Raw genomic sequence first — 21,037 nt, 5'->3', positions numbered from 1 at the left:
TGAGGAGTCGCACGTGACGGATGTGGACAGCATGCCGCAGCAGTCCCCGAAGGGCCCCGCACGCCGAGCCCCCCTGCGGGCGGTCGGGGAGCTGGTGGATTCGCGGGTCGCCGCGCTGCAGGAGCGCTATCGCCGCAACACGAGTGCCGGGGTCTCCGAGCTGGCGGCTCTCCGCCGCGCGGCGACCCAGGCACCGGGCGTGGATCCTCGGGTCTGGGCACTGACCCTGGCTGGCGTGCCGGTCGAACCGAGCGCGGGGGACGAACCGACCCACACCGAACGGGCCGTCCACGCGGCGATGACGCTGTATGCCGTCCACCAGCAGTCGCAACCCGACCGAATGTACCGACCGGGCTACAGCCTCGGACGGTCCGTCCGCACGCTGGGCCAGCGGATCGGTAACGAGCAGGCCGTCCGACGCCGGTTCGAGGCCCTGGGGACGGCAGCCACCTTCGCTGAGCTCATGCAGCACAGCCGCGGATTGGTGCGCCAACTCCGTTCCGAAGCCATCCCGCTCGACTACGGCCAGTTCGCCGACGACCTCGTCGCCCTCCAGTCGCCCACCGGCGCTGATCGCGTCCGGCTGCGGTGGGGGCGTGACTACCACCGGGCCCGACCGGCCGACCGCACCGAAACGCCCACCCCGCCCACGGACCCCGAGGAGAACGAGTGACTCGCACCTACATCGATGTGCACGTGCTGCAGACCGTGCCGCCGAGCAACCTCAACCGGGACGACACGGGCAGCCCGAAGACCGGGTTCTTCGGCGGGGTACGACGGGCGCGGGTCTCCAGCCAGGCGTGGAAGCGGGCCACCCGGCTGGCCTTCAACCGGGAGCTGGACCCCGCGAGCGTCGGGGTCCGCAGTCGTCGCGTCGTCGAGCTGCTCGCCGACGAGATCCGCTCCCAGGCAGCCGGCGTGGAGGACGGTGAAGCCACGAAGGCCGCGGAGGCGGTCCTCGGAAAGGTGGGCATCAAGCTCAAGCCGGCGCGGAGGAAGGAGGACCCACAGGAATCGGGGTATCTGCTGTTCCTCTCTCGCCGTCAGATCCAGAATCTGGCCGCTGCGGCCGTCGCGGCCAAGAACGGAGGGGACTACCCGGCCGACATCAAGAAGGTCGCCGACCGTGAGCACTCGATCGATATCGCACTCTTCGGCCGGATGGTCGCCGACCAGACCGACCTGAACGTGGACGCGGCAGCGCAGGTTGCCCATGCGATCAGCGTGCACGCCGTGGAGGACGAGGCGGACTACTTCACCGCCGTCGACGACCACAAGTCGGCCGACGACGAGGAGGACGCCGGCGCAGGGATGATCGGCGTCGTCGAGTTCAACTCCTCCACGCTGTATCGCTACGCGACCGTGGATTTGGCCGCGCTCGAGAACAACCTGGGGGATCCGACCGCCGTCCGGCTTGCGGTCGAGGTCTTCCTCGACTCTTTCGTCACCAGCATGCCCACCGGCAAGCAGAACACTTTCGCCAACCGCACGTTGCCCGACGCCGTCCTCGTGCAAGTACGCGACGACCAGCCGGTCAACTACGTCGGCGCATTCGAGGAGGCCGTCGAGGGTCGGGACGGACGGGTCCGGCGCGCGGTCGAGGCGTTGGCGTCCCACGCCAGGGAGCTGCAGACGTCCTTCGGCTTCACACCGCTGGCATCCTTCGTCGCCGGGCCGGCCGCGGCCGGCCTCAGTCCCTTCGGTGACAAGCGTCCGTGGCCGGAGATCGTTCCGGCGGTCGGTGAACTCGCGGCCTCCCGGCTCGGGGGCGCCACCGCTGCCGCACCGGCATGAGCGTCCTCCTGCTGACGCTCACCGGACCGTTGCAGTCGTGGGGCGCGTCGTCGCGCTTCGTCCGCCGGGGCACCGAGTCGGCGCCGACGAAGAGTGGGGTGCTCGGCCTGCTCGCTGCCGCACAGGGACGGCGCCGGACCGATCCGGTGGAGGACTTGGCCGGTCTGCGCTTCGGGGTCCGGATCGACCAGCCCGGCCGGCTGGTGCGCGACTTCCAGACCGCACGCAGTCTCGACGGCAAGCAGACCATGCCGCTGAGCTACCGGTTCTATCTGGCCGATGCGGTGTTCCTCGCCGCGGTCGAGGGGGATGGCGCCTTCCTGGAGGTGCTCGCCGAGGCGCTGCGCCGTCCGGTCTTCCCGCTCTACCTCGGACGGCGATCGTGCCCACCCACCGGCCCTCTGCCGGCACGGGTGTTGGACGGAACGGTGGAGGAGGTGCTGGAGGCCGCTCCCTGGGCAGCTCGGAAGTGGTGGCGGGACAAGCCGGAGAACCGCGGTGGTGTCCCTGTCGAGACCATCATCGACTGCCCTCCTGCAACCGCCGGGGCGGTGACGCTGCGAGACCACCCCCTCAGCTTCGACCCTCAGCGACGCGAGTACGGCTGGCGCACGGTTCGGTACGGCTCGGTGCTCGTGCACGGGGCCGGCGCCCGGCCCGTCTCCCGAGACAGCCACGACCCGATGGCGGCGTGGTGACGTACCTGAGTCGCGTCAAACTGAATCCGGCCCGGCGGGCCGGCCGTGGGATTCTCGGAGCGCGGCAGGCGATGCACGCAGCGGTGCTCGCGTCCTTCCCGGGGCGGCTGGCCGACCGGACCTCGGAGCGAGTGCTCTGGCGGCTGGACCCCCAGCCGGGCGAGCTGCTCCTCTACGTCGTCTCGCCGGAGCAGCCGGACTTCACCCACCTGGTGGAACAAGCCGGCTGGCCGACCTTGAGCACGTGGGAGAGCCGGGAGTACACCCCGTTGCTGGACCGCCTCCAGACAGGGCAGGCGTGGGACTTCCGGTTGACGGCCAACCCCACGCGCGCCCGGCCCGCGAAGGAAGGCGCGCGCTCGCAGCGCTTCGGGCACGTCACCGTCGCCCAGCAGCAGAGCTGGCTGGCCGAGCGTGCCAGCAGGGCAGGGTTCGAGCTGCCACCCGTGCCTGGTCCCGATGGGGAGCAACGGCCCGAGAACGGACTGGTGGTCCGCGACCGGGTGGTCGACCGGTTCACGAGGGGTGGAGGGACAGTCACCCTGGCCCGGGCGACCTTCGAAGGGCGACTGGTCGTCGTCGACCCTGCTCTGCTGCGTGCCACGCTGACCGGCGGTCTCGGCCCCGGCAAGGCCTACGGCTGCGGCCTGCTGACCCTGGCCGCAGTCACGCCATGAGCCGCAAGATCCCGGGCCCGCCACCTCCGTCGCTGCCGGAGCTGGTCCGAGCCGAGGACCGGCTGTCGTTCGTCTACGTAGAGCGGTGTGTCGTGCACCGGGACGCCAATGCGGTCACGGCCACCGACGAACGAGGCACCGTGCACATCCCGGCTGCCGGACTCGGTGCGCTCCTGCTCGGGCCGGGCACTCGGATCAGTCACCAGGCGATGGTGCTGATCGGGCAGAGCGGCGCGACGGCAGTGTGGGTGGGGGAACGCGGGGTGCGTTGCTACGCCCACGGTCGGTCCCTGGCCCGCTCCGCGCGGTTGCTGGAGGCTCAGGCCGAGCTGGTCACCAACCGACGCTCACGGCTCGCCGTCGCCCGGCAGATGTACGCGATGCGCTTCCCCGGTGAGGACGTCGAGGGGCTCACCATGCAGCAGCTGCGTGGTCGCGAAGGGGCCCGCGTCCGACGGCTCTATCGCGAGCACTCCACTCGTACCGGAGTGCAGTGGAAGCGCCGCGACTACGACGTCGAGGACTTCACGTCCGGCGACCGGGTGAACCAGGCGCTGTCAGCGGCCAACGTGTCCTTGTACGGAGTGGTGCACGCGGTCATCGTCGCGCTGGGCTGCTCGCCGGGCCTGGGCTTCGTGCACACCGGCCACGAGCTCTCCTTCGTCTACGACATCGCCGATCTGTACAAGGCAGACATCACCATCCCGGTGGCCTTCGAGGTGGCGGCCGGTCCTAGCGAGGACATCCCGGCCGACGCACGCCGCGCTGTCCGGGACCGTCTGTATGACGGAAAGGTGCTCGAGCAGTGCGTCCGCGACGTGCGCCGCCTGTTGACGACTCCTGACGGCGCTCCTGCTGACGAAGTGCCCGACGCCGACGTCGTCTACCTGTGGGACGAGGCCGACGGTACGGTCGCCAGCGGCTCGGGATACGGGACCGACGACTCCGGTTTCGGCGTGGACTTCTGATGGTCGTCATCGTGCTGTCTGCCTGTCCCGCAGGCTTGCGCGGGCACCTGACCCGGTGGCTGCTCGAGATCTCCGCCGGGGTCTTCGTGGGGCATGTGTCCACGCGTGTTCGTGACCTGCTCTGGCTGAACGTTTGCGAGATGACCAAGGGCGGTCGCGCACTCATGGTCTTCGGGGTTCCCGGAGAGCAGCGGATGGACTTCCGCGTCCACAACCACCACTGGACGCCGACCGACTTCGACGGTCTGACGCTGATCATGCGGCCGGCGTCGGACCCCACGCCGGCGGCGACCCAGGAGCCCCCCTCAGGCGGGTGGAGCGCCGCGAGCAAGCGGCGGAAGTTCGGTGGACGGCCCATCCGCTAGCGTCGCCGGGGACCAAATCGGAAGTCGGCGCTTCCCGGCTGAATGGGCAGGTCAGGAAGTGTGCTCCCCGCGCCCGCGGGGGTGAGCCCAGCGGCTACACCAACGCCGGCACCCTGCGCCAGGTGCTCCCCGCGCCCGCGGGGGTGAGCCCTGGACGCGCTGCTCGGTCTCGGCCTGGGTGGGGTGCTCCCCGCGCCCGCGGGGGTGAGCCCAGGTCAGGGCGGAGGGTCACGTCTTCTCCTATGTGCTCCCCGCGCCCGCGGGGGTGAGCCCTTGCCGCCGTCGGCGATGGTGAGGCCGTTGCCGTGCTCCCCGCGCCCGCGGGGGTGAGCCCCGAAACGAGGAAGGGCGCTCCGCGCCCCGCACGTGCTCCCCGCGCCCGCGGGGGTGAGCCCCGGTAGGCCAGCGGCCCGAAGTTCGCCGTCGTGTGCTCCCCGCGCCCGCGGGGGTGAGCCCCTGAGCGTGACCTTGCGGCCGGTCGCGTGGGGGTGCTCCCCGCGCCCGCGGGGGTGAGCCCCCATCCGGCGACGCCGTAGCGGTCCCGAGCGGGTGCTCCCCGCGCCCGCGGGGGTGAGCCCCGCGACGACCAGGATGCCGACGCCAACCCCGGGTGCTCCCCGCGCCCGCGGGGGTGAGCCCGATGCGGTCCTTGCGGCCCTTGCCGTTGCGCAGTGCTCCCCGCGCCCGCGGGGGTGAGCCCGGCGATGCCGCGGGCTTCCTCTGTCCAGGACGGTGCTCCCCGCGCCCGCGGGGGTGAGCCCTACTCGGTGTACGGGCAGTTGGATTTCGCGTCGTGCTCCCCGCGCCCGCGGGGGTGAGCCCCGCCGCGACACGCGCATGGACGAAGTTCGACGGTGCTCCCCGCGCCCGCGGGGGTGAGCCCGCACCTACCGGGACGTCCTCGGCCGGCCCATGGTGCTCCCCGCGCCCGCGGGGGTGAGCCCGGCGTCAACAGCCACTTCGGGACCGGCGGGGAGTGCTCCCCGGGCCCGCGGGGGTGAGCCCGGCCCGCGCAGTAAACGCCAAGAGAAGCGCCGGTGCTCCCCGCGCCCGCGGGGGTGAGCCCAGCTTTCGGCATCACTCGCAGCGAACGCCCGCGTGCTCCCCGCGCCCGCGGGGGTGAGCCCAAGGAGTATCGCATGGAACCGATCGAAGAGTGGTGCTCCCCGCGCCCGCGGGGGTGAGCCCGTGAAGTTCGCGTTCTCGCTCGCGTACCGGGCGTGCTCCCCGCGCCCGCGGGGGTGAGCCCCCGCCCCGGCGGTGCGACCCGTAGCAGCACGAGTGCTCCCCGCGCCCGCGGGGGTGAGCCCCCACGCGTACCGCTTCCCGTCGATGATGCTCGGTGCTCCCCGCGCCCGCGGGGGTGAGCCCCGAGGAGCCGTCATGAGCGCCGGTGCCGAGTGGTGCTCCCCGCGCCCGCGGGGGTGAGCCTTGATCGGCAGCGGCTGCTTGCCCGACGCGATGGTGCTCCCCGCGCCCGCGGGGGTGAGCCCTTGGAGCCGTTGGCGACGACGACATACAGGCCGTGCTCCCCGCGCCCGCGGGGGTGAGCCCAGGGCCATGCCCACGGCCCGGTCCAGGTCGTCGTGCTCCCCGCGCCCGCGGGGGTGAGCCCCGGGCCTGGATGGCGCGCACGTCGTCGCGCTCGTGCTCCCCGCGCCCGCGGGGGTGAGCCCCACTACCTCGTGGAGGGCGGCCGCACGGTCGGGTGCTCCCCGCGCCCGCGGGGGTGAGCCCATGTCCCGGTCGAGCGCGTGGACCGGGCCCATGTGCTCCCCGCGCCCGCGGGGGTGAGCCCAGCCGCGACGGGTCCGGCGACGTCGTGGCCATGTGCTCCCCGCGCCCGCGGGGGTGAGCCCGTCTCCCGGATCCTGGCCAAGCCGGACGAGGAGTGCTCCCCGCGCCCGCGGGGGTGAGCCCCGGAAGGAGGCCAGGTCGTAGGGCCAGCGGCTGTGCTCCCCGCGCCCGCGGGGGTGAGCCCTCCTGCGGCCGCACGGACTCCGCGGCCACGGCGTGCTCCCCGCGCCCGCGGGGGTGAGCCCCGGACGCCGACCCCGTCACCCATGATCCGGTGGTGCTCCCCGCGCCCGCGGGGGTGAGCCCGACGCCTCGTGCGCCCCGGACAGCCGCAGAGTGTGCTCCCCGCGCCCGCGGGGGTGAGCCCACGATGATCGTGCAGGGCTACCGCCGCTGCCGGTGCTCCCCGCGCCCGCGGGGGTGAGCCCGCCTTGGGGATGCCCTCCCACTCCGGTGGGGCGTGCTCCCCGCGCCCGCGGGGGTGAGCCCACCTACGAGTTGAAAGCGCAGCTGCGCACGGCGTGCTCCCCGCGCCCGCGGGGGTGAGCCCAGCCTGCTGCTCGACACCCAGGCCGTCGCCGAGTGCTCCCCGCGCCCGCGGGGGTGAGCCCATGGCCGACCGGATGCGCGCCTACCGCAACGCGTGCTCCCCGCGCCCGCGGGGGTGAGCCCGGCTGGCTCGAGCGGGCCGCGGCGCGGGTCGGGTGCTCCCCGCGCCCGCGGGGGTGAGCCCTCCTCGACCAGCTCGACGCGCTGCGGGCCGCTGTGCTCCCCGCGCCCGCGGGGGTGAGCCCCCTGGCCGTCAGCGTCCAGGGGGACGGAGCCGGTGCTCCCCGCGCCCGCGGGGGTGAGCCCTCGACGGCCACGACGGCGGTGTGTTCACCACCGTGCTCCCCGCGCCCGCGGGGTGAGCCCAGCCAGTGCACGTCCAGGAGCAGGCCCAGAACGTGCTCCCCGCGCCCGCGGGGGTGAGGATGCCGCCCCTCACCGGCCCCGTCGTCGCCGCGACGTGCTCCCCGCGCCCGCGGGGGTGAGCCCAGGACGTCAGGCTTCCGGGACAGGTCCAGGCTGTGCTCCCCGCGCCCGCGGGGGTGAGCCCCGGGCGAACACCTCGCCGAGCAGGTCGGCGATGTGCTCCCCGCGCCCGCGGGGGTGAGCCCTCGCGCGCCACTCTCGCCAGCGAGCGGTCGGGGCGTGCTCCCCGCGCCCGCGGGGGTGAGCCCTCGGTGGGGAACTCCCGGTCGGGCGCGTCGTCGTGCTCCCCGCGCCCGCGGGGGTGAGCCCTCGCGCGCCACTCTCGCCAGCGAGCGGTCGGGGCGTGCTCCCCGCGCCCGCGGGGGTGAGCCCTCGGTGGGGAACTCCCGGTCGGGCGCGTCGTCGTGCTCCCCGCGCCCGCGGGGGTGAGCCCAGGCCCGTGAATTCGTTCTCCACCAGCCCCGCGTGCTCCCCGCGCCCGCGGGGGTGAGCCCTGCGTCCACAGCCCGGAGCGGCTGTCCGGGCGGTGCTCCCCGCGCCCGCGGGGGTGAGCCCCCGCCGGATGTGCGCCGGGACGTAACTCGCGGGTGCTCCCCGCGCCCGCGGGGGTGAGCCCGTCGCGCCGGCCAGGGGGTGGTCGAGTCGGGCGTGCTCCCCGCGCCCGCGGGGGTGAGCCCCCGGTCACCACATACAGGGCCTCCACGGTCAGGTGCTCCCCGCGCCCGCGGGGGTGAGCCCTCGGCGTAGTTGGCGGTACCGCTGTCGCGGTTGTGCTCCCCGCGCCCGCGGGGGTGAGCCCGGCCACTACGACCCTGACCTGTTCGACGTCGTGTGCTTCCCGCGCCCGCGGGGGTGAGCCCTGCGTCATCGGACAGCGGCCCCACGCCGCAGAGTGCTCCCCGCGCCCGCGGGGGTGAGCCCCACCGCCAGCGGACGAGGACGCCACGCCGCACGTGCTCCCCGCGGGGGTGAGCCCACAGCCCGTTCGGCGCGGCCAGACAGATAGCCGTGCTCCCCGCGCCCGCGGGGGTGAGCCCGGCGTCCAGATGTTGTTGACGATCCAGTCGCGGTGCTCCCCGCGCCCGCGGGGGTGAGCCCGGCGTCGTGCGCTTCGGGGCGAACGACGGCCGGTGCTCCCCGCGCCCGCGGGGGTGAGCCCAGGCCGCGGCTGTGGAAGGCGTTCATGACCCGGTGCTCCCCGCGCCCGCGGGGGTGAGCCCAGCTTGTCCGAGGCGGCGTAGCTCAGCTCCTCGTGCTCCCCGCGCCCGCGGGGGTGAGCCCCGCCCCCAGGTCGCGGTGCCGGTCGCGGACGCGTGCTCCCCGCGCCCGCGGGGGTGAGCCCTCGTCGGTGATCTCGATGCGGCTCACGGTCGGGTGCTCCCCGCGCCCGCGGGGGTGAGCCCGCCGGCCGCACCGGCACCCGGGTGGGCCCGCGGTGCTCCCCGCGCCCGCGGGGGTGAGCCCCCGTTCTGCACGTCGGCCAGCAGCTCGAGGTAGTGCTCCCCGCGCCCGCGGGGGTGAGCCCTACGACGGGACCAGCGTGCTGGCCGGCTGCAAGTGCTACCCGCGCCCGCGGGGGTGAGCCCTCGGCCACGGGGCTCTGACCAGGGGCGGGGTAGTGCTCCCCGCGCCCGCGGGGGTGAGCCCCTCTACTGGCGCGGCCGGGACGTGCTCGACGTGTGCTCCCCACGCCCGCGGGGGTGAGCCTCGGCTGGCTCGGCGGGCGGGTCCTCAACGATCGTGCTCCCCGCGCCCGCGGGGGTGAGCCCCTCTACTGGCGCGGCCGGGACGTGCTCGACGTGTGCTCCCCGCGCCCGCGGGGGTGAGCCCGCGTCCTCCCCGCCCTGGTCGGCGGGGTACTGGTGCTCCCCGCGCCCGCGGGGGTGAGCCCCGGGCGAGGGCCTCGGGCAGGCGGGTCTGGTAGTGCTCCCCGCGCCCGCGGGGGTGAGCCCCGGTGGGTGCGTTGCGACAGCTCTCTCCGAGCGTGCTCCCCGCGCCCGCGGGGGTGAGCCCGCGCGAGTGAACACGGGGGCTCCTTAGTTGCAGTGCTCCCCGCGCCCGCGGGGGTGAGCCCCGGTCGAGGCTGCCTGCGCGGTCTCCCGCCTGTGCTCCCCGCGCCCGCGGGGGTGAGCCCTCCTCGCCCTGCCCTACGCGGACCGGCCCGGAGTGCTCCCCGCGCCCGCGGGGGTGAGCCCGCCGAGCAGGAGCGGCTGGGGTTCTGGCAGGAGTGCTCCCCGCGCCCGCGGGGGTGAGCCGTACCAGACGAACCCGCAGGAGATGCTGTGGGCGTGCTCCCCGCGCCCGCGGGGGTGAGCCCCGGCCCTCCCACGAGTCGATGAGGGTGCGGGCGTGCTCCCCGCGCCCGCGGGGGTGAGCCCTTGCCGGACGGCAGCTTCCGGATGTACGCCACGTGCTCCCCGCGCCCGCGGGGGTGAGCCCGTTTCCGGCCCGACGAGGGCGAATGACGGGCGGTGCTCCCCGCGCCCGCGGGGGTGAGCCCGGGCGCACCGGCCTGCCCGGGCCGCTGTGCAAGTGCTCCCCGCGCCCGCGGGGGTGAGCCCCGCCAGCTGGGCATCTACAGCGGCCACCGGATGTGCTCCCGCGCCCGCGGGGGTGAGCCCTCGATGAGTGGGAAGGCAGCGACTACTCCGGCGTGCTCCCCGCGCCCGCGGGGGTGAGCCCGGTCCCCCAGGTCCGTGGAGCAGACAGCCAGGGTGCTCCCCGCGCCCGCGGGGGTGAGCCCAGGGCCGCGGTGCTCGAGCTGGCGGATCAGCTGTGCTCCCCGCGCCCGCGGGGGTGAGCCCGACATCTACCTGTCAGACCAGAACACCGGCGCGTGCTCCCCGCGCCCGCGGGGGTGAGCCCTGGCCGACCAGCCCACGCCGCGGCCTACCCCGGTGCTCCCCGCGCCCGCGGGGGTGAGCCCTGCGCGGACTGCCGACAGGGGTACGACGACAAGTGCTCCCCGCGCCCGCGGGGGTGAGCCCTGAACCCGCAGGGCCCGGGCGGTCTTGAGGGTGTGCTCCCCGCGCCCGCGGGGGTGAGCCCCGCAGCCGGAACCTGCCCAACGACATCTGGCAGTGCTCCCCGCGCCTGCGGGGGTGAGCCCTCCGCATGCACCGGAAGCGGACGCCTTGAAGGATGCTCCCCGCGCCCGCGGGGGTGAGCCCTGGCGTCCCCGAGGCGGACGGCGGCACATCGCGTGCTCCCCGCGTCCGCGGGGGTGAGCCCTTCCCGAGCTTCCTGCGCCAGCGGGCGCATGCGTGCTCCCCGCGCCCGCGGGGGTGAGCCCGGCCGGCGGGCGCCGCGCGCGTCGTAGGCGTCGCGCTCCCCGCGCCCGCGGGGGTGAGCCCCGCTTCCGCAGGCCGTCGCGGCCGATGCGCTCGTGCTCCCCGCGCCCGCGGGGGTGAGCCCCGCGCGTGCAGCACTGCCGTGTCCAGCAGCTCGTGCTCCCCGCGCCCGCGGGGGTGAGCCCTGGCCTTCCGGGGTGCGGACGTCGACTAGGGGGTGCTGCTCGCGCCCGCGGGGGTGAGCCGCCGTCTCCCACTTCTCCGCCTCCGACACCGGCGTGCTCCCCGCGCCCGCGGGGGTGAGCCCCGGCGGGAGGCACGTAGCCGGGCTCTCCGGGCGTGCTCCCCGCGCCCGCGGGGGTGAGCTCACACCCACCGCCGCGCGGTCGTCCCGCTTGCCGTGCTCCCCGCGCCCGCGGGGATGAGCCCACGCGTCGGGCACCGCCGGGGACGTCGACGCGTGCTCCCCGCGCCCGCGGGGGTGAGCCCCGCCCGCCGAGCACCGCGCTGATGGACCCGACGTGCTCCCCGCGCCCGCGGGGGTGAGCCCTCCCGCATCGACGTCGTCTACGTCAAGATGCAGTGCTCCCCGCCCACGGGGGTGAGCCCAAGCACGACGAGTCGGCGGTGCAGGGCATCCACGTGCTCCCCGCGCCCGCGGGGGTGAGCCTCTCCTAGGCCCCTGCCGGGCCTTCCACTCCTGGTGCTCCCCGCGCCCGATCCTGTCAGGCCGTCACGTCGACCAGCACCTTGCCGACGGCACCGTCCTCCACCGCGCGGTGTGCCTGCGCGGTCTCGGGGAGGGGGAAGACGTGCAGCGGCAGGCCGGCGTCCTCGCCGACCCGTACCGCGCCGTCCAGCACGGCGGCGTTGACGTCCTCCACGCCGATCGACTTGGCGCGCTCGGGCTCGGTGTAGACGAGGACGAACTGCCAGCGCGCGTTCGGGACCATCTGCGCGCGCACCGGCACGGTGACCTCCGCGCCGCCGTCGTCGGCGTACATCGCCACGGCCCCGTGCAGGCCGATCACCTGGGCGTCGACGGCGGCGTTGGTGGCGGCGGAGACCTCGACGATGGTGTCCACGCCCTTCGGGGCGACCTTGCGCACCTCGGCGACGACGTCCTGCTCGCGGTAGTTGACGACGTGCGAGGCCCCGGCCGCCGCGGCCAGCTGCGCCTTGCGCGGGCCGCTCACGGTGGCGATCACGGTGGCGTCGGCCCAGCGGGCCAGCTGGATCGCGGCGTTGCCGACCGCGCCCGCCCCGCCCTGCACCAGGACGGTGTGCCCGGTCAGCGACCCGGGCCCGAGCCGGTCGGGCAGCGACTCGGCCACGGTCAGGCAGCGGTGCGCGGTGAGGAACGGGATGCCCAACGCCGCACCGAGCTCGGAGGAGGGCCCGGCGCCGAGCAGCACGACCTGCCGCGCAGGGACGACGGTGTACTCGGCCGCCGTCCCGTGCGGACGCTCCCAGGCCGCCTCCCAGACCCACACCCGCTCGCCGACCAGCACCGGGTCGACCCCCTCGCCGACGGCGTCGACGGTGCCGGAGCCGTCCTGGTCGGGCACCTGGCCGCCGGCACCGGGCGCGGTGGTGCGCCGGCGCTTCCAGTTGGTCGGGTTGACTCCGGAGAAGGCCAGCCGGACCCGCACCTCACCCGGGCCGGGCTCGGGGGTGGGGCGGTCGACCAGGTGCAGGACGTCGGGGTCGCCGTTCTCGGTGTAGACGATGGCTCGCACGGTCCCGTCCTACCCGGTCCCACTTCCGCATGCGCGGAGGGGCAGGTCGTGGTCGCATCTTGTCCCGTCGGGGAGAACTCACCACGCTGCACGCATGACCCTGCACGGCGCGGCAGGCCACCCACTGGGGGAGCAGGACGGTGCCGCCCTCATCAGGATGACGGCTCTGCTCGAGGGGCACCTCCTGAGCGGCGGGATGGCCCCCCATCTGGTCGACTCGCTGAACCGCCACCTGCAGAGGGCGGGCCTCGTCGAGTCCGGAGCGGGCCCGGCCGAGCTCCGGCTCGCGCTGGCCGACCTGAACCAGCGGCTGCGGTACGTGCTCGGCGAGCACGACGAGCCCCCGGCCCCCGGCACCGGCCAGGTGGACCAGTACTTCGGCTTCGCGTCCGTGACGGCCGCCCACGCCTTCGCCGAGAGCGCTCGCGCACGGAGCGAGTCAGCGGCACCACCGGTGGCGGTCGATGGCGGGGCCTATGACGGGGAGGTCCGCTGGCAGGTCGCTGTCCGCACCGCGGAACCGCCGTTGTCGGCCGCGTTCGACGACCACGTCGTGCGGCTGCGCGCACTCGCCGCGGAGCACGACGGCACCTACGGCGGTTGGGGGAACGCAGCCGACTGAACGCTGCTGGTCTCAGGCCAGGTTGAGCTGCCAGGAGACGCCGAAGCGGTCGTTCACCCAGCCGAACCGGCGGCTGAACCCGTGGTCGCCCAGCTCCATGAGGACGGCGCCACCCTCGGACAGGCCCGCATAGAGACGCTCGAGTTCCTCCGCCGACGTCGTCTCGACCCAGATCGAGAAGGACGGCGTGAAGGTGAAGTCGTGCACCGGGGGGCTGTCGAAGCAGCGGAACACCTGCCCGGCGATCGAGAAGGTGGCGCCCTGCACCGTGCCCTCGGCGCCGGGACCGTCGGCTCCCCACCGGGTGAGCTCCACGACGCGGACGTCGTCGAACAGCGACGTGTAGAGGTCGAGCGCCGCCCCGGCGTCGCCCTGGAACATGAGGAACGGGATCACCTGCTGCGGCATGGCGGTCACCGTAGGGGCAGCTGCTGACAGGAGCGTTCAGCCCAGTCGGGCGGCGACCGCGGCCAGGAGGTCGTCGATCGGCCGGAGGTCGGGGTCGCTCCCGTCCGCCTCCAGGACCACCAGCACGACGACCTCGTCGGAGCGCACCAGGCGGCTCTCGCCGACGGCCGGGTCCGGTCCGGAGACCTCGGTGCGGATCGTGACGCCGGTCCACCCCGATCCCGTCCAGTCGTCCACCGACCGGGTGATCCGGGCACCCGGGTCGGCGTCCGCGGGCGGCGGTGCCGACGCGCAGTCCGGTGCCTCCATCTCCGCCTGGCCGAGGATCGCCTCCGCGACCATCGGAGCCGACGTGGCCCAGGCGTAGGCGTGCAGGGTCATCCCCTCGGCGGCGTGGCCGACGGCCACCGGCTCCCCGAGCGCCGGGTCCAGGCGGGGTGTCCGGGTGCCCGGCGCCGTCGTGCAGAGCTGCCAGGGCGGTGGGGGCGGGTCGACCGGCCGGAGACCGGGGACCGGCACCGACAGCGTGGCCTCGAGGTCGGGCGGCCCGCCGGGGGAGGCGGTGCCCTCCACGGTCGAGGAGCAGGAGGCCAGCATCCCGGCGACCGCAGCCACGGCCCACCCTCCCGTCGCCGTCCGCACCGCCGGTGGGTACCCCGCAAGGAGGAGGAGGCACGCGGACCCGGGCGTGCGGTTGCCGGTCGCCGTCCCGGCTGTTGGGGTTGGCTGGTGCTCGTCCCGCGCTCCGGCGTCCTGCCGTCGCCGGTGCGCCGGACCCTGCTCTACCGGCAGGCCACCGGGCACCTCCCGCCCCTGCTGCGGCCGCGCACCCTCACCGAGAAGCTGAACTGGCGGATCACCTTCGACCGGCGGGGGCTGCTCGCGCCCACCTGCGACAAGCTGGCGATGAAGGAGCACGCCCGCACGCTCGCGCCCGGCCTGGTGCGCGTGCCGGAGACGCTGTGGTCGGGCACTGACGTCGGCGAGCTGGCCGACGTCGACCTGCCCGGGCACTGGGTGCTCAAGCCGAACCACTCCTGCATCCGCCGGCTGTTCGGCCGCGGCACCGCCGACGTCGACGATCTGCGCCGGCGCACCGCGGGCTGGGTGGGGGAGCGGTACTGGCGCAAGAGCGAGGAGTGGGCCTACCGGCGGGCGCGGCCGTGTCTGCTGGTCGAGGAGTTCATCGGCGTCCCCGGCGCGGTGCCGGCCGACCTCAAGGTGCTCGTCGTCGGCGGGGAGCCCCGGCTGGTCGAGCTGCACACCGGCCGGGACGACGACCACCGCGCGCGGCTCTACTCGCCGGAGTGGGCGCCGCTGCCCTGGACGATCGGCTACCGGCCCGGTCCGGACGCCGACCCGCCCGAGCGCCTGGAGGACCTGCTCAAGGCCGCCACCGCGCTCGCCGACGGCTTCGACATGCTGCGCGTCGACTGCTACGAGGTCGACGGCGAGCTGTGGTTCGGCGAGCTCACCCCGTACCCGGGCGCCGGTCTGTCACCGCTCGAGCCCGACCTCGACGCGTGGCTGGGTGCCGCCTGGACGCTGCCGCCGTTCCGGCGCACCCGCGGCTGACCGCCGTCCTACCCCACCGGCGAGATCGGCGATCTCGCACGGCTACGCGCCCGCAGGCGTGCGAGATCGCCGATCTCGCCGCGGTGGCCTCCCTGACGGTCAGGTCAGCCCGGGCAGGTTGACCACGATCGCCTCCTGGGTGCTGCGGGCGATCACAACCACGGCTTCGTCCGCACCGGGGTTCTCCTCCCGGTGCGGGGTGAACGGCGGCACGAAGACGTAGTCCCCCGGGGAGGTCTCCAGGCGCACCTCCGCCCCGTCCTCGGCGAAGACGAACACCGGGTTCCCGGAGACCACGTAGATCGCGGTCTCGGAGTCGCCGTGGTGGTGGTCGCCGGACGACGTCCGCCCCGCCACGAGGGTCTGTCCCATCCAGACCCGCTGGGAGCCGACCGTCCGGGCCGACACCGCCTCCCGTCGGGTCATGCCCGGCGTCTGGCCGGTGTCCCCGCTCAACTCGGCCGCGCGGACATGCCGCAGCGGCTGGTGCCAGGTGTCGTCGGCCACAGCGCCTCCTCGGGACGGGACGGGTCAGAGCAGGTCGAGGGTGAGCGCACGGCGGCCCTCCTCGGAGCGGGCGGTCGCCAGCCGCTCGGCCGAAGGGGTGCCGTACTCGGTGGTGCGCTGCCGGGCTGGGCGGCCGATCGCGGCGGCCACCGCCTCCAGCTCGGCGATGGTCTTCAGCGAGCCGTTCTCGCTGCCGGCCATCCGGCTGATCGTCTCCTCCATCAGCGTGCCGCCGAGGTCGTTGGCCCCGCCCTGCAGCACCGCCTGCGTGCCGACGTCGCCGAGCTTCACCCACGAGGTCTGGATGTTCGGGATGCGGCCGTGCAGCAGGAGCCGGGCGACGGCGTGCACCGCGCGGTTCTCCCGCACCGTCGGCCCGGGGCGGGCGACCCCGGCCAGGTAGATCGGCGAGCTGTGGTGCACGAACGGGAGCAGCACGAACTCGGTGAAGCCGCCGGTCTCGTCCTGCACCCGCGCCAGCGTGCGCAGGTGCGCCACCCAGTGGGCCGGGGTGTCGACGTGGCCGTACATCATCGTCGACGTCGTCGGGAGGCCCACCCGGTGCGCGGTGGTGATGATCTCCAGCCAGGTCGCCGTCGGCAGCTTCCCCTTGGTCAGCACCCAGCGGACGTCGTCGTCGAGGATCTCCGCCGCCGTCCCGGGCACCGAGTCCAGCCCCGCCTCCTTCGCGGCGACCAGGAACTCCTCGAACGACAGCCCGGTGCGGGCCGCGCCGTTGACGATCTCCATGGGGGAGAAGGCGTGCAGGTGGATGCCGGGCTGCCGGCGCTTCACCTCGCGGGCGAGGTCGAGGTAGGCGGTGCCGGGCAGGTCGGGGTGGATGCCGCCCTGCATGCAGATCTCGGTCGCCCCGGCAGCCCACGCCCGGTCCACGCGCGTGCCGACCTCCTCGAGCGAGAGCGTGTAGGCGTCGGCGTCGGTGCGCCGCTGGGCGAACGCGCAGAACCGGCAGCCGGTGTAGCAGACGTTGGTGAAGTTGATGTTCCGGTTCACGACGTAGGTGACGTCGTCGCCGTTGACGTCCCGGCGGACGGCGTCGCCCAGCGCGCACAGCGCCTCCAGATCGGGCCCGTCCGCGCCGAGCAGCGCCAGGTACTCCGCGTCCGACAGCCCCGCGGGGTCGGCCTCGGCGGACCGCAGCGCAGCGTGCACCTCGGGGTCACCGGCGGCCAGCGCGGTGGAGTGCCCGGCGCGGGCGCCCTCGGTCCGTGCGCGCAGCTCCGCCCAGTCGCCGTAGACGGCGTCGAAGTCGCTGCGCCGGTCGGTCGTCCGGCCGACGGTGTCCACCTCGACGTGCAGGTCGGTCCGCCCGGACGACGTCCACGCCTCGTCCGGCTCCTGCCACGGCAGGCCCACGGGCACCCGGCCCTCGACCGCCAGCCCGTCGGCGCCGGCCAACGCGGCAACGTGCGGGCGCACCCGCGGGTCCAGCCACGGCTCGGGGGAGAGCACGTACGGCGGCTGCGTGGCCAGCCGCTCGCGCAGCTCGTAGCCGGCCTCGGCCGACAGCGCGGCCAGCTTGTCGGTGTTGGGCCAGGGCCGCTCCGGGTTGACGTGGTCGGGGGTCAGCGGGCTGACGCCGCCCCAGTCGTCGACGCCGGCCCGGAGCAGCAGGCCGAGCTCGGTGGAGTCGCTCAGGTTCGGCGGCGCCTGCACCCGCGCCTTCGGGCCGAGCAGCAGTCGGGTGACGGCGACCGCGGCGACGTACTCCTGCAGCTCCAGGTCGTCGTGGGCGGCCATCGCCGTCCGCGGCTTGGCCCGGAAGTTCTGGACGATGACCTCCTGCACGTGCCCGTGCCGCTGCGCTGCGGCCCGGATCTGCAGGACGGCGTCCACCCGCTCGGCGTAGTTCTCGCCGATGCCGAGCAGCACGCCGGTGGTGAACGGGACGGCGGAGCGCCCGGCGTTCTCGAGCACGCGCAGCCGGACGGCGGGCTCCTTGTCCGGCGAACCGAAGTGCGGGCCGCCGCGCTCGGACCACAGCCGGGTGGCGGTCGTCTCGAGCATCATCCCCATCGAGGCGGAGACGGGCTTGAGCCGCTGGATCTCCTCCCAGCTCAACACCCCGGGGTTGAGGTGCGGCAGCAGCCCGGTCTCCTCCAGCACCCGGATCGCCATGGCGCGCAGGTAGGCCAGCGTGGAGTCGAAGCCGTGCGCCTCGAGCCACTCGGCCGCGACCGGCCAGCGGTCCTCCGGGCGGTCGCCGAGGGTGAACAGCGCCTCCTTGCAGCCCAGCGCGGCGCCGGCCCGGGCGATGCCGAGCACCTCGTCGGGGGAGAGGAACGGCGCCCTGCCCTGCGCGCGCAGCTGCCCGGGCGTGGTCACGAACGTGCAGTAGTGGCAGCGGTCGCGGCACAGGTGCGTCAGCGGGATGAAGACCTTGCGGCTGTAGGTGACGACGCCGGCCCGGCCCGCCGACGCGAGGCCGGCGTCGCGCACCCGGCCGGCCGCGGTCAGCAGCCGGTCCAGCGGCTCGCCCTCACCCAGGCCGCGGGCGTGCAGCAGCGTCTCGGCCTCGACGGCGTCCAGGGTCACCCCCCGCTCGGCGCGCGCCAGCGCACGGCGGACGGCGGACTCCGTCGGGTTCAGCGGCTCGCTCATCGCACCCGACGCTAGTTGAAGGACCCCCTGCCGCCCACCGCTCGCAGGCTCGCGGCGGGACCCTGCAAGGGGCCAGGGCCCCGGCTGCTCGCTCCCCACCTCCGGCCACACCTCCCGATGATCATGGAGCTGCGGTGGCGACACGCCGGTTCCACACGGCATGTCGCCACCCGAACTCCATGATCATCGGGGAAAGAGAGCCGGACCGGGGCCAGGGAGGCGCGTGGAGGGCGGACCGGGGGTCCTCTTTCAGGCGTCGCGCCGGGAGAAGGAGAGCGCGGTCAGTCCCCAGACCATGGCGATCCACACCGCGGCCCACGCCAGGTAGGCGGGGGAGAGCGCGGCCTCGCTCAGGAACGGGAACCCGCCCTCGCCGGGTCCCATCTGGACGAGCGCGATCGGGTCCTGGAACGCGTTCATGGCACCGCGCCACAGGCCGTCGGTGGGCAGCAGGACGCGCGACACGGTGCCCACGCTCTCGACGCCCTCGTTGCCGAGCGCTCCGCCGATCCCACCGACCACGCCGGCGACCCAGGTCGCCCCGAAGAGCCCGACGGCGACGATGCCCGACGCCATGGTCGAGACGACGCTGGACAGCAGGAGGGCCAGGGTCAGCAGCACGACCGTCTCCGCCGCCAGCAGCGCGAGCCCGGTCGCGGGCGCCGGTGGCCAGTAGCCGACCGTCGCACCGACCACGAGGATCTGCGCGAGGCCGGCCAGGACCACGTAGCCGGAGCCGAAGGCCACCAGACCGAGCCACTTGCCGAGCAGGACCGACGACCGGCGGACCGGGCGGGCGAGGAGCACCAGCGCCTGTCCCGACTCCAGCTCGCCGGCCAGCGTGGGCCCGGCGAGGAACGCCGTGCCGATCGCCGCGATGAGACTCAGCCCGAACATGATCAGGTTGAGCAGCAGCGAGGCCACGAGGCGGGCCTCGCCGCTGGTCATGGTGCCGAACTCGGTGTCCAGTCCCACCAGCTTCGAGAAGCCCCAGGCGCTCAGTGCGAGCAGCACCACCGTCAGCGCCAGGAGCGCCCAGACGACCCGCCGCCGGGCGGCCTCCCGCAGGGTGAGCCCGGCGATGGTCAGCACGGTCCGGGCGGTCACGGCCGGCCGTCCCCGGAGTTGGCCCGCAGGATGCCGAGCAGGCGTTCCTCCAGGCTGATCCGCGTCGGCTCCACCGCGTGGACCCGCACGCCGAGGGCCACCAGGTCGGCCACCAGGTCGGGCACCGTCGTCCCGTCGTCCTCGGCCGGCAGCCCGACGGTGAACCACGCGCCCTCGCGCTCGAGCGGCCCGGCCGCGGCCAGCCGCGCCTGCCCCTCGGGACCGACCGAGCCCAGGTGCAGCCGCACCTCCCGCCGGCCGAGCAGCTCGGCCAGGGTGCCGGAGGCGGCGACGGTGCCGCGGTCGAGGACCACCACCCGGTCGCACACCCGCTCCACCTCGCCGATGAGGTGCGAGTTCAGCAGCACCGCCACGCCACGCTCCTTGAGCGAGAGCACCACGTCCCGCACGTCGGCCCGGCCGAGCGGGTCCAGGGCGCTGGTCGGCTCGTCGAGCACCACGAGCTCGGGGCGGGCCACCAGCGCCACGGCCAGGCCCAGCCGCTGCTGCATGCCCTTGGAGAAGCCCCCGACCCGGTCGCCGGCGCGGGCGGCCAGCCCGACCAGCTCCAGGCAGCCGTGCCGCTCGACCGCGGGGACGTCGGCGCCGGACAGCCGGACGTGCAGCTCGAGCACCTCGGCCGCGGTCAGCCAGGGCTGGTAACGGAACAGCTCGGGCAGGTAGCCCACCCGGGCGCGCGCGGCCGGGTCGCTGCCGGGGCGGCCCAGCACCATCACCTCACCGGCGTCGGGCCGGACCAGCCCCAGCAGCATCTTGATGACCGTGGTCTTGCCGGCGCCGTTCGGGCCGAGCAGGCCGACCACCTCGCCGCGGCCCACCGACAGCGAGACGCCGTCGACCGCGGTGCGCCGCCCGTACCGCTTGCGCAGGCCGTCGCACCACAGGGCCGGGGCCGGCGGCAGGTCGCGGACCAGCTGGGCCGCGGCCCGGACGGCGACGTCGTCCGGGCCGGCGACCGCGGAGGGACCGGCCGTGCTCACCCCAGGTCCCCGGCGACGTCCAGCGCCTCGTCGGTGCTCAGCGCGCCGCCGACGAGGGTGACGAGCCCGTCGTCGACCCAGACCACGGCGGCCAGGGTCTGGTCGCGCGACTCGAGCACGGTGGCCGGCAGGCCGTCGACCTCCGCCGGGGAGGTCTCCACCGCGTCGGCCGGCACCGGGATCGGCAGGGTCGAGCCGTCGGCGGTGAAGGTGCGCAGCTGGGCCGCCACGTCGTCGGGCAGGCCCGGCAGCGAGAGCAGGAAGTCCCGGACGGTCTCGAAGGGGACGCCGGACGAGGACGCCGAGGGCGCGACCGCGCGGCCGACCACGAGCGTGGGCATCCCGGAGGCCTGCGACCAGACCGCCGCGACCCCGGGACCGGCGGTGAGCCGCACCTGGCTGCCGTCGAGGCCCGCGGGCACCGGCGGCAGGGCCTCCCCGGACGCCGCCGCGGCCGCTGCCGCCTTGTCCGCCGAGAAGGTGAAGACGCCGCTCAGCTCGCCGACGGCCTGGTACGTCGGCTCGCCCTCCACGCCCACCGGCAGGGCGCCCACCTCGGGAACCTCCAGGCCGGTCTCGGCGCGGGCGGCCGCGGCGTCGGGCACCGCGTGCGGGCCGTCGTCCCCGGTGAGCTCGACGTCGCCGTAGGCGCTCAGGTCGGGCAGCGCCACGAGGTCGTCGGGGCTGACCTCGAGCGGAGCGACCTGCTCGGTGCGGAAGATCGGCAGCCAGTCGTTGGCCGCGGCGACACCGGCGCTGGAGAGGACGACGACGAAGGCCAGCGCGGCCGCCGCCGGGCGGTGCTGTAGGGACATGGAGCTCGTTCGACAGGCGGGACCCGAGGCCGTCCTGGCCCTGCCGGGCGCGGCGTACCGGGGCGCGACGGGCCGGG

16 protein-coding genes and 4 CRISPR repeat arrays are annotated in these 21,037 nt (G+C 75.0%); of the genes, 8 read left to right on the top strand and 8 right to left on the bottom strand.

Features of this window, described 5'->3' with window-relative positions; all coding sequences use genetic code 11:
* The first annotated feature begins 13 nt into the window (after positions 1 to 13).
* From casB to cas2e, 6 genes are read left to right on the top strand one after another with little or no spacing between them, the layout of a single operon-like run.
* Positions 14 to 673: a type I-E CRISPR-associated protein Cse2/CasB gene (gene casB / locus CNO22_RS09500; RefSeq protein ID WP_100499132.1), complete on the top strand. Its 660-nt coding sequence runs from the start codon at positions 14 to 16 to the stop codon at positions 671 to 673.
* Entirely contained in the window at positions 670 to 1,794 is a 1,125-nt protein-coding gene (gene cas7e, locus CNO22_RS09495) for a type I-E CRISPR-associated protein Cas7/Cse4/CasC (RefSeq protein ID WP_100499131.1), read from the top strand. The genes casB and cas7e overlap by 4 nt, the downstream gene beginning before the upstream one ends.
* A complete protein-coding gene (gene cas5e / locus CNO22_RS09490; protein ID WP_100499130.1) occupies positions 1,791 to 2,492 on the top strand; it encodes a type I-E CRISPR-associated protein Cas5/CasD in 702 nt (233 codons plus the stop codon). Before cas7e ends, cas5e begins: the two co-directional genes overlap by 4 nt.
* On the top strand, positions 2,486 to 3,169 hold the full coding sequence (gene cas6e, locus CNO22_RS09485) for a type I-E CRISPR-associated protein Cas6/Cse3/CasE (RefSeq protein WP_100499129.1): 684 nt from the start codon (positions 2,486 to 2,488) through the stop codon (positions 3,167 to 3,169). Before cas5e ends, cas6e begins: the two co-directional genes overlap by 7 nt.
* Positions 3,166 to 4,137, top strand: a complete 972-nt coding sequence (gene cas1e, locus CNO22_RS09480) for a type I-E CRISPR-associated endonuclease Cas1e (RefSeq protein ID WP_100499128.1) — start codon at positions 3,166 to 3,168, stop codon at positions 4,135 to 4,137. Before cas6e ends, cas1e begins: the two co-directional genes overlap by 4 nt.
* The gene (gene cas2e / locus CNO22_RS09475; RefSeq protein ID WP_100499127.1) at positions 4,137 to 4,502 is read left to right on the top strand and encodes a type I-E CRISPR-associated endoribonuclease Cas2e; all 366 of its coding nucleotides are present in this window, start codon (positions 4,137 to 4,139) and stop codon (positions 4,500 to 4,502) included. Before cas1e ends, cas2e begins: the two co-directional genes overlap by 1 nt.
* A 60-nt stretch (positions 4,503 to 4,562) precedes the next feature.
* Positions 4,563 to 7,154: direct repeats of the CRISPR family, unit length 29 nt; unit sequence GTGCTCCCCGCGCCCGCGGGGGTGAGCCC.
* Positions 7,155 to 7,245: 91 nt separating this feature from the next.
* Positions 7,246 to 8,195: direct repeats of the CRISPR family, unit length 29 nt; unit sequence GTGCTCCCCGCGCCCGCGGGGGTGAGCCC.
* A gap of 86 nt (positions 8,196 to 8,281) precedes the next feature.
* Positions 8,282 to 9,835: a CRISPR direct-repeat array (repeat unit 29 nt; unit sequence GTGCTCCCCGCGCCCGCGGGGGTGAGCCC).
* 91 nt (positions 9,836 to 9,926) lie between these two features.
* A CRISPR array of direct repeats spans positions 9,927 to 11,114; the repeat unit is 29 nt; unit sequence GTGCTCCCCGCGCCCGCGGGGGTGAGCCC.
* Between the two features lie 175 nt (positions 11,115 to 11,289).
* Here the strand turns inward: cas2e and CNO22_RS30085 are convergent.
* Complete coding sequence (locus CNO22_RS30085; RefSeq protein WP_408609696.1) at positions 11,290 to 12,303, bottom strand: NADPH:quinone reductase; 1,014 nt, start codon at positions 12,301 to 12,303, stop codon at positions 11,290 to 11,292.
* Between the two features lie 94 nt (positions 12,304 to 12,397).
* Here CNO22_RS30085 and CNO22_RS09465 point away from each other — a divergent pair, with 94 nt between their 5' ends.
* A complete protein-coding gene (locus CNO22_RS09465; protein WP_100499126.1) occupies positions 12,398 to 12,925 on the top strand; it encodes a ribonuclease E inhibitor RraB in 528 nt (175 codons plus the stop codon).
* Positions 12,926 to 12,937: 12 nt separating this feature from the next.
* Here the strand turns inward: CNO22_RS09465 and CNO22_RS09460 are convergent, their stop codons facing one another.
* The gene (locus tag CNO22_RS09460; RefSeq protein WP_100499125.1) at positions 12,938 to 13,333 is read right to left on the bottom strand and encodes a VOC family protein; all 396 of its coding nucleotides are present in this window, start codon (positions 13,331 to 13,333) and stop codon (positions 12,938 to 12,940) included.
* Positions 13,334 to 13,369: 36 nt separating this feature from the next.
* Positions 13,370 to 13,948, bottom strand: a complete 579-nt coding sequence (locus CNO22_RS27575) for a hypothetical protein (RefSeq protein WP_157936871.1) — start codon at positions 13,946 to 13,948, stop codon at positions 13,370 to 13,372.
* A gap of 114 nt (positions 13,949 to 14,062) precedes the next feature.
* Between CNO22_RS27575 and CNO22_RS09450 the strand changes: the two genes are divergently transcribed.
* The gene (locus CNO22_RS09450; protein ID WP_157936870.1) at positions 14,063 to 14,908 is read left to right on the top strand and encodes an ATP-grasp fold amidoligase family protein; all 846 of its coding nucleotides are present in this window, start codon (positions 14,063 to 14,065) and stop codon (positions 14,906 to 14,908) included.
* 99 nt (positions 14,909 to 15,007) lie between these two features.
* On the opposite strand, the gene CNO22_RS09445 is transcribed toward CNO22_RS09450, so the two are convergent.
* From CNO22_RS09445 to CNO22_RS09425, 5 genes are all read right to left on the bottom strand, one after another.
* Positions 15,008 to 15,415: a cupin domain-containing protein gene (locus CNO22_RS09445; RefSeq protein ID WP_198588207.1), complete on the bottom strand. Its 408-nt coding sequence runs from the start codon at positions 15,413 to 15,415 to the stop codon at positions 15,008 to 15,010.
* A 24-nt stretch (positions 15,416 to 15,439) separates the two neighbouring features.
* Positions 15,440 to 18,037, bottom strand: coding sequence for a bifunctional FO biosynthesis protein CofGH (locus CNO22_RS09440; RefSeq protein ID WP_100499122.1), 2,598 nt, complete (start codon positions 18,035 to 18,037; stop codon positions 15,440 to 15,442).
* 249 nt (positions 18,038 to 18,286) lie between these two features.
* Positions 18,287 to 19,144, bottom strand: coding sequence for an ABC transporter permease subunit (locus CNO22_RS09435; protein WP_100499121.1), 858 nt, complete (start codon positions 19,142 to 19,144; stop codon positions 18,287 to 18,289).
* Entirely contained in the window at positions 19,141 to 20,145 is a 1,005-nt protein-coding gene (locus CNO22_RS09430) for an ABC transporter ATP-binding protein (protein ID WP_198588206.1), read from the bottom strand. The genes CNO22_RS09435 and CNO22_RS09430 overlap by 4 nt, the downstream gene beginning before the upstream one ends.
* Positions 20,142 to 20,960 (bottom strand): hypothetical protein, encoded by an 819-nt coding sequence (locus CNO22_RS09425; RefSeq protein WP_232806920.1) that lies wholly within the window; start codon positions 20,958 to 20,960, stop codon positions 20,142 to 20,144. Before CNO22_RS09425 ends, CNO22_RS09430 begins: the two co-directional genes overlap by 4 nt.
* Positions 20,961 to 21,037 lie beyond the last annotated feature (77 nt).

This window comes from Geodermatophilus chilensis (genome assembly GCF_002802985.1).
Taxonomy (GTDB): domain Bacteria; phylum Actinomycetota; class Actinomycetes; order Mycobacteriales; family Geodermatophilaceae; genus Geodermatophilus; species Geodermatophilus chilensis.
This window is presented reverse-complemented; position numbering and strand designations above follow the sequence as displayed.

Excerpts from the sequence above, each read along its gene's own strand:
- cas5e (WP_100499130.1), top strand. The coding sequence starts at position 1,791 with ATGAGCGTCCTCCTGCTGACGCTCACCGGACCGTTGCAGTCGTGGGGC.
- cas1e (WP_100499128.1), top strand. The coding sequence starts at position 3,166 with ATGAGCCGCAAGATCCCGGGCCCGCCACCTCCGTCGCTGCCGGAGCTG.
- cas2e (WP_100499127.1), top strand. The coding sequence starts at position 4,137 with ATGGTCGTCATCGTGCTGTCTGCCTGTCCCGCAGGCTTGCGCGGGCAC.
- CNO22_RS09465 (WP_100499126.1), top strand. The coding sequence starts at position 12,398 with ATGACCCTGCACGGCGCGGCAGGCCACCCACTGGGGGAGCAGGACGGT.
- CNO22_RS09460 (WP_100499125.1), bottom strand. The coding sequence starts at position 13,333 with ATGCCGCAGCAGGTGATCCCGTTCCTCATGTTCCAGGGCGACGCCGGG.
- CNO22_RS09440 (WP_100499122.1), bottom strand. The coding sequence starts at position 18,037 with ATGAGCGAGCCGCTGAACCCGACGGAGTCCGCCGTCCGCCGTGCGCTG.
- CNO22_RS09425 (WP_232806920.1), bottom strand. The coding sequence starts at position 20,960 with ATGTCCCTACAGCACCGCCCGGCGGCGGCCGCGCTGGCCTTCGTCGTC.